Source organism: Pseudoflavonifractor sp. HNCC25GI2 (assembly GCF_058136395.1).
The window spans coordinates 24,904-36,294 of record NZ_JBYUOW010000013.1; the positions used below are offsets into that span (position 1 = coordinate 24,904).

Here is an 11,391-nt window from a genome sequence, read left to right on the forward strand (position 1 = left end):
TCCCATCTCAGCAAAAAAGGACCCCAGCTGCCGCTCGGGCAGCTGGGGTCCTTTTTGTACGGTTCAAACCGTTCTGTCCATAAGAACGCGCCGGATATTTTCCCCGAAGCGGTCCAGCCGCTCCTCAATTCCCGCCAGGGCCAGGGCCTCGCCGGGGTTGTTGGCCGTCTCCATGAGGGCGAAGCGGCCGGGGAGATAAAAGGACTTGTTCATATTCATGGCGGCGATGAGCTGCCTGGCCAGGATGTCCCCGCCGGAGTAGCCCGACACCACCAGAGCGAAGAGAGCCTTATCGTAAAAGCGGGTCTGGCGGAAGAGGGCGGTAAGGCGGTTAATGAAGGCGGTGAGGTTGGCGGAGAGGGCGTCGTTGTAGTTGGGACAGAGCATCACCAGGGCATCGGCCTTCCGCACAGCCGGGTAGACCTCCTCCTGCATGACGCCGCCGTAGAAGCAGCCCCCCCGCTCGCCGAAGTGGAGGCACATGGTGTAGGGGCAGCCGGAGCAGTCGGACAGGGTGCCGTTGCGCAGGCCGATCTCCGTGTAGGAGAAGGCCTCCTCCCCCATCCGCTCCCGCACCCGGCTCCACAGGGCCATGGTGTTGGAGGTGTGGTGGCTGGAGGCGTGGAGCACCAGCAGGTTGGGCCGCTCCTTTCTGGGAAAGGTCTCCTCCTCCAGCCGCTGGGCCAGCTCCCGGGCGGCGGCGGCATAGGCCTCCTCCAGCCCGCAGCCCAGATTTTTGGCCTGGATGCGCAGATTCATCAGATCCCCCGTTCCCTCCACCAGGGGGCGGCCCAGAAAGGCACAGCCGGCCAGGTTGGCTGCCAGGGTCAGCTCGGCGGCGGCGGACTTGGTGTAGAGGGCGGAGGAGCCGTCCACGATAAGCCCCGCCACGCAGCCCTCCAGCAGCCCCGGCTCCCGCCGCAGCCGCTCCAGCATACGCACGTACTCAAAATTGATGCCCAGCTCCCCCAGAGGGAGGACAAAGATGAGCTTCTTTCCCGCCAGGTCTGAGAGCTCCTCCGCCCGGCGCAGGGTCACTGTCTCCCGCCCCGCCAGAGCCCGGGCCAGAATCCCCTCCAGCCGAGTTCCGTCGCCGGGCCGGTCTGCGGGGGGCGCGATGATCACAAGAGACAATTTAACTTCCTTCTTTCTCCGCCTCAAAGAGGAAAGGCGTCCGTTTTCTCCTGGAGCCCCTCCAAAAAGCGGCCCACATGATAGCCGTCACACACGGCGTGGTGTACCTGTATAGCCAGGGGCAGCAGCTGCCGTCCCCCCTCCTGCCGCAGCTTTCCGGCGGTAAAGATGGGGATGAGATAGTCGTTTCCCTTGGGCAGGTTCAGGTGAAAGCCCTCGAAGGTAATCCAGGGCACCATGGAGACCGTGAACACGTTGTCCGGCTGCCCCGGCTTGGGAGAAAATCCGGGTGCGGTTCCAAACTGCGCCTGGTCCTCCAGAAAGGCGGCCAGAAAGGTCTTATAATCCGGGTCCCAGGGGGTCCACAGGTTGGAAAAGCGCTCCTCCTGGGGATGAAACACCGTATAGCTGGGGCACATCGTGTCGTAAATACCCAAAACGCCGTCCTGGTTGAAGGCGGTGCGGAACTGGGGCTGCTCGTTGACCTGGGCGGTCAGCAGATAGAGCAGCGCCGGATACAGCTTTACCCCTCCCTCCCGCAGCCGCGTGACGTCCAGGGTGGCCGTCAGGCTGTAGGAGCAGGGCACCTCCTGATGGTAGTGCTGGAAATAGGGCTCCCGTTCCCAGCTGGAGCGGTCAATGATCTGAAATCCCATGCTCTTCTCCCCCGCTCTCCCTTACAGAACGGCCTTCAGGTGGTCCGCCGCCTCCTGGATGTGGCCGAAGAGAGGCTCGGGGATGTGAGGCAGCAGCTCGGTCTCCACCCCGACGGGGGTGTAGCGGTTCTTGCAGCCCATATAGACGCCGTCCAGGAACACCGACCCGCAGTGCCACTCTCCCCGCATGGTGAGCAGCAGGGACAGAGCGCCCGAGGACAGGGCGGGGGCCACATAGGGCTTAAAGCCGATCTCCCGCATCTTCATGTTGGCGGTGACGGTGAGGTGGGTGAGCTCCTGGGACAGCGCCTCGTCGTAGTGCTCCAGGGAGTTGGCAATAAAGAGGCCGGTGCCGTGGGGGCCGAAGGAGCGCCCCTCGGTGAGGAAGGAGGCCAGGTGGGGATTCCGCTTGGCGAAGTAGGCCGCCCGGGCATTCATCACCCCCAGGCCGAAGCCCTGGACCTGCTCGGGCCGCAGGCCCTTGCCGTCAAAGTTCCCGTTCTCGTCCTTGTTGCTCTCCAGGTAAGCGGTCTTGGCCAGGGGGTCCACCGGGTCGGACACGGCGCACCACAGCCCCTGGAACCGGGCCGCCCGGGCCATCTTGGCGTAGTGGGAGACAATCTTGGCGTTATTCTCAAACTGGTACATCCGCACGTCCTTCACGTCGGAGCCCACGGGAGGAATGCCCTTGGAGGCCACAAAGACGAAGAGGTCGCAGTCAAAGAGCTGCTCCGGCTTTACCACCTCCACCTCAGGAAAGGCATCGTAGTTCCAGGGCAGGGCAATCTGGCCCATCTCAAACTCCCACCGGGCGGTGATCTGGTCGGAGAGGTCGCAGATGCCGATGGAGGAGATGACGTCTCCCCCCAGCAGCTTCAGCCCGGTGAGCAGAGTGGATCCCACGTCCCCGATGGCCAGGATGTTGACCCGCTTCTTCCCGGTCTTGGGGGCAGCGGTCAGCAGGTCCTCCCAGCCGGGCCGGTTCTGGTTGACGGCGGTGAGACGGCCCTCCCGGATGGCGGCGGACACCGTCTCATCCACCTGGGCATCGGGCAGACGGGAGGCGTCCAGTACCTCCAGACCGTTGGGATTGGCCAGCTGGCCGGGGTGGGTCACCTTGAAGGAGCCACGACCCAGCATCGGGTCTCCCCCCACCAGGGCGAAGAGACGGCCGGAGGCAGCAGGCTCCACCGGGGCGCCCAGGCCCTCCTGCTGGGTCAGGGAAACCAGGTTTGCTCCCTTATAATTGTAATAATACATCAGAATATCACTCCAAGTATTGAAAATTGTGGTTCTATTCCGTGAGATGGCTTTGGGGTTGGATGTCTGGGACGGGAATTCGGCGCTTCTTGGTGTCACGCCTCGCCTGCTCACGACGGCTCGGGCGCTTCTCATTGTCACGCCTCGGTTCCCTCGCGGGCGGGGATCCAAGTCCGCCGACTCCGGGCAAACCCGGTCCGCCTGCGGCGGCCCTGGGCTTTGCCCATCCGCTCTGGCCTTAGCTCCCCTGCTCGGGAATTCGGCGCTTCTTATTGATTCTGTCTCAAAAGCTGCTCCAAATCGTTCTCCAGATAGACGGAGGCGGACAGGTTGGGATCGTAGTGCAGGCAGGTGCCCTTATCCGGGCACAGGGGCAGGATAATGGCCTCAGACAGGCGGGATAGGGTCAGGTTCCGGCCATAGAGCACCCGGTACTCCTGCTCCAGGGTGGAGATGACGTCGTGGGAGTTCTCCAGACAGGTGCGGGAGAGCTGGAACACCGCCTCCCGGCCGCATTCCTCCTGATACTGGGGGGCGGCGTAGGGCAGGATGTGGTTGATGCCGGGCAGCAGGCCGGGCACCGGCGAGGCGGGCCGGCGGACGGTATTGCCGCCGATGAAGGGGTACAGGGTGGACTCCACAAACCACTGCCGCAGCCGGGGCAGGAAGTAAATGCTGTCCACCGGCCGGTTCCAGGACTGCATCAGGTCCTTGCCGTAGCCCGACAGGATACCCACCAGCACCATGCGGATGGTCACGTCCTCCTGGCGGAGGATGGGGTCCAGGGTGCGCATGCGGAAGCCGGGGTGCATCAGGTCGTCCACCAGGATGACCGGACGGTTGAAGGACTTGATGGTGCGGATCTGGCTGGGGATGGGGCTGTAATAGGGAAATGCTTCAATGGTGTTCTCCTTCAGGTCGGGGGAGTACACCTTGTCGGTGTGGATGGTCTTGGTCACCGTGTTGGGCACGATGCGGCCCCGGAGCAGCTTACCGAAGGGGACGCACATGTTCTCGCCCAGAATCCGGGGCTTGGTGGGCACCGAAGGCACGTTGTTGTAGGCGGTAATCTTCTGCAGCAGCCGGTGGTGGATGACGTCGGCGGACAGGGTGAGCACCAGGCAGCCGGGGTACAGCCCCGTGATGGCCATCTGCAGCCGCCGGTGGCCCCGGTCAATGGCGGAGAGCACCCTGGGGTTGCGGCACAGGGGCTCCTGGATGGTGGTCTCCAGGTTCTGAATGAGGACGGTGGGGGTGTGCATATCCACCTCCCGGATGGGGGCGGATCCCTCCTTGGCCACAAAGCCCTGGCGGGCCAGCACGTCCTCCACCTGAGGAGTGAGCCGTCCGGTGTGGGGACGGAAGACGGCATAGACGCACTCCTGCTCCAGCGCCCGGGCCAGCAGCTCACTGAGCAGCAGCTGGGCGTAATCCTTGTACTTATCCGAGGTATCGGCGGACAGGCCGGTGATGAGCAGCACGTTGCCCGCCGAGCGCAGGCGGATGCGGTTGGCCAGCTGGTGGTCCCCCAGTGCCTCGAAGAGCTGGGAGGTGGACAGCAGCCGGTAGCTCACATAGCCCAGCTGCTGCTCCTCCTGGGCCCGGCGGCTGAGCACCAGCACATGGTCCCCCTGGCGGGCGATGGCCGCCCGGATGGTCTCGCAGTCGCTCTGTCCGGCTGTGAGGTGGGCCACCAGCAGCTCATCGGGCTGCTCCTCCCACTGGAAGGCCAGCTCCCCGGCGTACAGCAGGGGCTTATCCTGGCTGTCCCGGAGGTAGAGGCCGTTCTGGTAAATGAAGTCCTGAATCACCGGGTCCACCAGGGTGGAGATATCCCGGTTCAAATCCACGTTCTCCCGGATGCGGGTGGAGCTGATGTCCTCCAGGTGGGGAGGCAGCTGAAGCTTGATGACCTTGCCGTCAATGGGCAGCTTCCGGGGCAGGGCGGTGTCCCCCGCCCGGCGGAAGATGACGTGGTTCATATGGTGGATGGAGTAGGGCTGTGGCAGGGCCTTGTAGGAGGAGGCGTTGGCCACCACGTCGCTGCCCGCCACCACATAGACCTCCTGCTCCGGGAAGAGGGAGCAAAGCCGCTTCAGGTCGGCGGGGTTTGCGATGTTCACCGGGATGTCGTCGGGGAACAGGTGGACGTGGAAGTCCCCCGCCACCGACAGGTTGACAATCTGCCGCCGGATGAGGTGGGGCTGGGCCTTTTTGGACCAGGAGAACTCGTCCACGGCCAGATAGACCTCGAACCCAAGATCCCGGATGGCATGGACGATGCCCTTGTGGGACAGGGTGAAGGGGTCGAAGGTACCGGGGAAGAAGGCAATCTTCTCCGGCGTGGGGAAGGTGAAGGGGCCGTGGTCCAGCCGCCGCAGGGCGATGAAGCGGTTGATGTGGGCCAGGGCCGCCGCCCGGTAGAAGAAGGTGAGGCTGTCCTTGCCCGGGGACTCCTGCACCAGGAAGAGGAGCTTGCGGTAGCAGAGGGCAAAGAGCCGCCCCTTCTCCTGTATATCCAGCACCGGGGACTCGAAGAGCAGCCGTCCGATGACCAGCAGGGCCTCCTGCCGCACCGCCTCCCGGTAGTGGGCCAGGCCCTGGAGCAAGAGCCCCAGCAGGTCCTGGCGGCGGGCCTCGTAGTGCTCCTCCGGCTCGGAGAAGCGCTGGCGGTAGGTGGGGTAGTATTGCAGCAGCACCCCGGCGGTGTTCAGCGCCCCGGCCACCGCCGAGTCGCTGGAGGAACCCAGCAGTCCCTTGAGCCACAGCACCTGCTCATCCAGCTCGCTGGGATGGAGGTACAAGGCCGCCTGGCCCAGGTACTGGGGGATATACTTGGAGATCTCGTACTGGCCCATCTCCAGGCCCTTGCCCATCTCCACCACCACCTCGTTGCGCTGGTCCCGGCGGAGAAGCTCCAGGGTGCGCACCAGGGCGGCGCCGGCGGTCTGCCGCACCACCACACGCTCAGACACCTTTACCAGGTTGGAGAAGTGGGTGGCAATGTGGAGGATGTGGGTCTTGAGCCCGTGCTCCACCTGGTCCCGCAGCAGCTCCACGCCCGCCACCTTCACAATCCAGGGGGTGGCAATTTTCAGGTTATCCAGGAATACCTCGCTGGTGATGTCCATCTGGTAGAGGGTCTGCTCGATGGCGCTCACGTCCTCCCCCGCCTGGCGCAGCACCCGGCATTTCAGGAAGATGGTGGTCAGCTGCTCCGCCTCCACCCCCCGGGCGATTTCAGCAATGCGGGCCATCTGGGGATGGTCGGCGGGCAGGGCCCGGGCGGCCTCCAGCAGGAACTCCAGCGCGGCGGTACAGAGCCGCAGCTCGCCCGACTGGGTAAAGCAGGCGGCAAACTCAATGAGCTTGCTTCTGGTCTCCTCCCCGTAGTACTGGGGCGGGAGATAGCGCACCGCATCCAGCAGCGTGAAGGCGGTGTCGGGCGTGGTGGCCTCCGGGTGGTCAAAGTAGCTCAAAAACACCCCCAGGAAGCGGGGAATGTCCCCCGGCCGGGCGTGCTCCAGCATGGAGCCCACCACCAGCTTCAGGGTGTAGCCGATGTGGGAGCGCTGTTGGGGGGTGGTCTTGTGGTCGGGGAAGATAATCCGGTCCAGGTACTGGGCCCAGAGGGTAAAGGGGACCTCCTCCGCCGGGTCGTTCTGGGCGTCGGCAGGGATCTCCTTGCGGTAAACCATGTGGAAGCGGGCGATGATCTGGCCGATGAGGCTGCCCGCCTGACGGCGGATGTCACCTTCACGGTGGACCAGCAGCTCATAGAGGAAGGAGAGGGCCTGGGTCTTCTGGCGCACGGACAGGTAGGTGAAGTATTCGCCGAAGACGTTCAGGTAGGCCCGCAGCTGCTGCCAGCTTTTGACGGAGCGGGCGGCCTCGATGATGTTGCCGAATTTCTGCTCGTTGGACAGCAGGTGCATCAGCTTCAGGTTGTGCTCCACCGACAGCAGGATGAGGCTCTCCAGCGTCTCCTCCGGATTCATCAACGCCGGGTCCTTCACCGGGGCGGGGGGCTGGAGCTGACCGGTGAGGTCCACGTCCACCCCCAGCCGGCGCATGTAGTCCTCAAAGTCGTGGAGCTTGCCGTACACCAGCTCGTAGCGGCGGCGCTTCTTGCCGTCCACGTCGTCCAGCTTGGCCAGAATCACCTGGAAGGACTCATCCAGGGGGTAGAGGACGGTAATCTCGTTACCCTCCTTGTCCCGGTCCTGCTTGGAGCGGAAGTCGGCGTAGATAAGCAGCAGGGATTCCACCGACAGGGACTCCAGCTCCAGGTCCCACACCGAGTGGTTGGAGGCGATGTGGCTAATGCCCTCCATGTTCTGGGCGGTGAGCCACTGGTCGGTGTAGTAGTAGTGGAGGTAGGGCACCCGCTCCCCCGGCCGGCAGCCAAACTTGCCCAGATCGTGGGCGGCGGCGGCTCCGGAGATGAGGGCCAGGTCCACTTCCTCCCCCGCCTCCTCCAGGCCCCGGGCGGCAGTCATGGCAATATAGTGCACCCCGGCGATGTGGCTGAGGGTCTTGTAAGGGGACACCTCCATGCCCAGGCGCATCAGCTCGTAGACAAACTCCTCCCGCCAGTATTTCAGCAGTCGGCGGTACTCCCGGGCGTGGTCGCACTGGACGTACTCCTCCTCCGTGAGGAAGCGGAAGTCCATCATGGGGTCAAAGGGCAGGGCGCTGCGCTCCTGATCCAGCAGAATCTGCAGCACGGTGAGATACAAAATGGCCCCGTCCCCGAACTCCGGCTGGGCGGGGGCAAAGCCCCCCTCCGGGAACATGATGTTTTTGATGTACTGCCCGCAGTAGTCCAGCCAGCCCCCCTCCGGCTCCCCCGGGCACACCCGGTCCAGCAGGGGACGGCAGGTCTCCAGCACCTGGGCGCAGCTGAGGCGCGCCTGGATGGGGAACAGGGCGGACAGCCCCTCCACCCACGCCGGATCCTTCAGCAGGGACCGGGGGGAGCGGCGTCCGGAGAGAAAGGCGGGGTGCCGCTGGCTGAGAGCCTGGGCGATGTCCCCGTTGATCTGTCGAATGAGCTTGTCGTTCATGGTGCCACCTCGCACAAAGCCCGCCAAGGGCAGGCGGAATCCGTTGTCGGGTCGTTTCTTTCAGTTTACCATGTTTCCCTCCGTTTGGAAAGAAAAAGCGGGACCGCCCAGGGGGCGATCCCGTAAAAATTTCAGGACTTCTCCCGTCCCTCCACGCGGCGGCTGAATACCCGCCCGGTCACCGCCCCCAGCAGCAGAATGTTGCCGCAGAAATAGAGCCACACCAGCAGGATGATCAGGGAGGCCAGCGACCCGTACACCAGGGCGTAGCGGGAGGACATGCCGATAAACCAGGAGAAAATCACCGAGCATGCCACCATGGCCACGGCGGTAAAGAGGGCGGACAGCCGCACGGCACCCCGGCCCAGAGCCTTCCGGGGGGTGCCCACCCGGTAGATAGCCAGCACCAGCAGCAGCACAAAGCAGAAGAGCAGCAGATACCGCATCCACTGCCACAAATCCCCCAGTGCATCCAGCACCTCCAGGGGCAGCAGGGCCATCAGCCGCGGGGGCATGTTGGCCCGAAGGAAGCCGAAAAACCAGTCGCCGGTGAAGATAACCACTATGGACAGGTAGACGGTGAGCAGAAACAGCAGGGAGAGCACCACGCTAAGCACAATGCGCCGAATCCCGTTGTCCTGTTCCACGCCGTACAGCTCATCCATGGTGAGAAACAGGGTGCGCAGCCCCGCCGAGGCGGAGACCAGAATGGTAAAGAGACTGGCCGCCAGCAGCGCCGGGGACTGGATACCCCCCACATAGTTGAGGTAGTCCGTGATGACCACCAGCACCCCCTCGGGCAGCACCTGGTCCAGGGCCGCCACCACCTGCTCCAGATTCAGATGGAAGAGACCGATGAAGAAGTTCACGCACATGAGCAGGGGGAACAGGGTGAGGATGAGGAAGTAGGACAGGGCGGCGGCGGAACGGGGCACGCCCACCCGGTTATAGGTATCCCACACCTCCCACACGAAGGAGACGGGGGGCAGATCTAACATCCGTTTGAGCATGGTCGCGCCTCCTTCCGGTGCTGGCGTTCCCTGTGGAACGGGGTCGGATTTTGTCGAGGGTATGGAAAAAGCCGTCTGTTACACAGACGGCTTTCAATCCTTCTCAGCTCAGGCCAGCTTGTTCAGCTTGATGGTCATGCTGCTCTTCTTGTTCGCGGCATTGTTCTTATGCAGCAGACCCTTGGCAGCAGCCTTGTCCACCGCCTTGACGGCCACCTTGTAAGCGATATCGGCCTCGCTGCGGTTGCCTTCCGCCACCGCGGCGTCAAACTTCTTCAGCTCGGTCTTCAGCGCGGACTTCGCGGCCTTATTCTGCGCGGCCTTGGTCTCGGACACCAGCACACGCTTCTTGGCAGACTTGATATTGGGCAAACCAAACACCTCCTCCGATGATTCATCGATTAATTCAGGCACAATACGCCTGTGCAGATACGTATTGTACCATCGTCTTCAAAAAAAATCAACTGTTTTTTTGAAAAAATCTCAGGGATTGGGATAGTTTTTTCCTGCGGGCTAAAAATAGGGGAAACCATGGGCTTTGGCCACAAGATATGGCTGGCCGGAAGGGGGAACCATCATGAAAATCAGGCGGACAGACCTGGCGGTGGAGGCCAGGGAGCTGTGGCAGGAGGGGGCGGGGCAGGCCGCCCGCCTGCCCGGGGTGACAGCGGAGGAGGGAAACCGGGAGGGCATTCCAGTAACCACGGTGCGCATTCTGGATGAGGAGGGGGAAAAGGCCCTGGGCAAGCCCCGGGGGAACTACGTGACCCTCACCCTGGACGGAGTGGCCCGGCGGGAGGAGAACATCTTCGGCCGGGCGGCCCGGGCGGTGGCCGGGGAGCTCTCCGGCCTTCTGGAGGGGGTGGCTCCCGACGGCCTGGTGCTGGTGGTGGGGCTGGGAAACCGGGCCATCACCCCCGACGCCATCGGCCCCAAGGTCCACGAGCGCACCCTGGTCACCCGGCACCTGGTGCGGCAGATGCCGGAGCACTTCGGTTCCTTCCGGCCGGTGGCCTCCCTGGCGGCGGAGGTGCTGGGCAACACGGGGATGGAGAGCGGCGAGGTGGCCAGGGCGGTGTGCGAGGACATCCGCCCCGCCTGCGTCATCGCCGTGGACGCCCTGGCCTCCCGCTCTCTGGACCGGCTGTGCCGCACGGTGCAGCTGTCCGACACGGGCATCACCCCCGGCTCCGGGGTGGGCAACCATCGGGTAGGGCTCAACCGGGAGAGCCTGGGGGTGCCCGTCATCGCTGTGGGCGTGCCCACGGTGGTGGACGGAGCCACCCTGGCCGCCGACCTCACGGGGGCGGAGGACCTGCCGCCCCTGGGGGAGGGCGGTTCCCTGCTGGTCACCCCCAAGGACATTGACAGCCAGGTGTCCGACCTCTCCCACATCATTGGCTACGGCATCAGCCTGGCCCTCCAGCCCGGGCTGACGGTGGAGGATCTGGACCTGCTGCTGAACTAACCCCCGCCGGAATAAACTGCCGCCCTTCCGGGCAAACTGAAAAAACCAGATTTTACCGGAAAGGCGGTTTTCTACATGCAAATCAAGGACCTCATGAACCCCAGCGTGGTCTCCATCGAGCCGGGCTCCTCCTGCGCCCTGGCCGCCCGGCTCATCAGCCGGCACAACGTGGGCGCTCTGCCTGTGTGCGCCAGCGACGGGCGGCTTCGGGGGATGGTCACCGACCGGGACATTGTTCTGCGGTGTGTGGCGGCGGAGGAGGACCCCGCCCAGACCCCCGTGCGGGACATTATGACCCGGGGCTGCGCCACCGTCACCCCCCAGGACGACTGCCGGGAGGCCACCCGCCTCATGGCCCAGCAGCAGGTGCGGCGGCTGCCCGTGGTGGACCGGGGCAAGCTGGTGGGCATGATCTCCCTGTCCGACCTGGCCCGCAGCCACCGCTTCGACATGGAGGCCGCCCAGGCCCTGTGCGAGATCTCCGAAAATATTGTCATCCGCTAGACCTCGATTGTAAAACAGGGAGCGGCCTTTGGGCCGCTCCCTGTTTGTTGGGTTATTCCTCCTCCTCGGCCGCCTCGTCCACCTTTTGGTAAAACTCCCGGTTGCGGATCTCGTCCTTCAGGATTGAGTTTGTCAAGATGATTTCGGTAACTTTTCTAAATTTGAAGATTTATCCGTTGAAAAATCGCCTAACACTTCGTGCCTGCATATCTCTTGAAACACTGTGTTTAAGGGCTTTTTCGCACTTTCTGATTGTTTTACATTCACGATAAAAGTTGTATTGCCTAAGCCTT

General features: G+C 63.8%; 8 protein-coding genes. 2 read left to right on the forward strand and 6 right to left on the reverse strand.

The features are described 5' to 3' along the window. Positions 1 to 63: 63 nt before the first annotated feature. The 6 genes from AC3YUO_RS12315 to rpsT all read right to left on the reverse strand — a co-directional run bounded on the left by AC3YUO_RS12315 (position 64) and on the right by rpsT (position 9,498). Positions 64 to 1,125, reverse strand: coding sequence for a flavodoxin family protein (locus tag AC3YUO_RS12315; protein WP_489963339.1), 1,062 nt, complete (start codon positions 1,123 to 1,125; stop codon positions 64 to 66). A 32-nt stretch (positions 1,126 to 1,157) separates the two neighbouring features. After that, entirely contained in the window at positions 1,158 to 1,790 is a 633-nt protein-coding gene (locus tag AC3YUO_RS12320; RefSeq protein WP_489963340.1) for a CatA-like O-acetyltransferase, read from the reverse strand. A 21-nt stretch (positions 1,791 to 1,811) separates the two neighbouring features. Beyond that, positions 1,812 to 3,050 carry a lactate dehydrogenase gene (locus AC3YUO_RS12325; protein ID WP_489963341.1) on the reverse strand — a complete coding sequence of 413 codons (1,239 nt, stop codon included), beginning with the start codon at positions 3,048 to 3,050 and terminating at the stop codon, positions 1,812 to 1,814. Positions 3,051 to 3,319: 269 nt separating this feature from the next. Then, entirely contained in the window at positions 3,320 to 8,116 is a 4,797-nt protein-coding gene (locus tag AC3YUO_RS12330) for a nicotinate-nicotinamide nucleotide adenylyltransferase (RefSeq protein WP_489963342.1), read from the reverse strand. Between the two features lie 131 nt (positions 8,117 to 8,247). Then, positions 8,248 to 9,126, reverse strand: a complete 879-nt coding sequence (locus tag AC3YUO_RS12335; RefSeq protein WP_489963343.1) for a YihY/virulence factor BrkB family protein — start codon at positions 9,124 to 9,126, stop codon at positions 8,248 to 8,250. A gap of 108 nt (positions 9,127 to 9,234) precedes the next feature. Further along, complete coding sequence (gene rpsT / locus AC3YUO_RS12340; RefSeq protein ID WP_118643519.1) at positions 9,235 to 9,498, reverse strand: 30S ribosomal protein S20; 264 nt, start codon at positions 9,496 to 9,498, stop codon at positions 9,235 to 9,237. A gap of 205 nt (positions 9,499 to 9,703) precedes the next feature. Here rpsT and gpr point away from each other — a divergent pair, with 205 nt between their 5' ends. Together gpr and AC3YUO_RS12350 are read left to right on the forward strand one after the other, a co-directional pair. Continuing rightward, on the forward strand, positions 9,704 to 10,594 hold the full coding sequence (gene gpr, locus AC3YUO_RS12345; RefSeq protein WP_489963344.1) for a GPR endopeptidase: 891 nt from the start codon (positions 9,704 to 9,706) through the stop codon (positions 10,592 to 10,594). A gap of 75 nt (positions 10,595 to 10,669) precedes the next feature. Beyond that, positions 10,670 to 11,098, forward strand: coding sequence for a CBS domain-containing protein (locus AC3YUO_RS12350; protein WP_118643515.1), 429 nt, complete (start codon positions 10,670 to 10,672; stop codon positions 11,096 to 11,098). The last annotated feature ends 293 nt before the right edge of the window (positions 11,099 to 11,391 follow it).

Coding starts and splice junctions, on each gene's coding strand:
- AC3YUO_RS12335 (WP_489963343.1), bottom strand. CDS start 9,126: ATGCTCAAACGGATGTTAGATCTGCCCCCCGTCTCCTTCGTGTGGGAG.
- gpr (WP_489963344.1), top strand. CDS start 9,704: ATGAAAATCAGGCGGACAGACCTGGCGGTGGAGGCCAGGGAGCTGTGG.
- AC3YUO_RS12325 (WP_489963341.1), bottom strand. CDS start 3,050: ATGTATTATTACAATTATAAGGGAGCAAACCTGGTTTCCCTGACCCAG.
- AC3YUO_RS12330 (WP_489963342.1), bottom strand. CDS start 8,116: ATGAACGACAAGCTCATTCGACAGATCAACGGGGACATCGCCCAGGCT.
- AC3YUO_RS12350 (WP_118643515.1), top strand. CDS start 10,670: ATGCAAATCAAGGACCTCATGAACCCCAGCGTGGTCTCCATCGAGCCG.
- AC3YUO_RS12320 (WP_489963340.1), bottom strand. CDS start 1,790: ATGGGATTTCAGATCATTGACCGCTCCAGCTGGGAACGGGAGCCCTAT.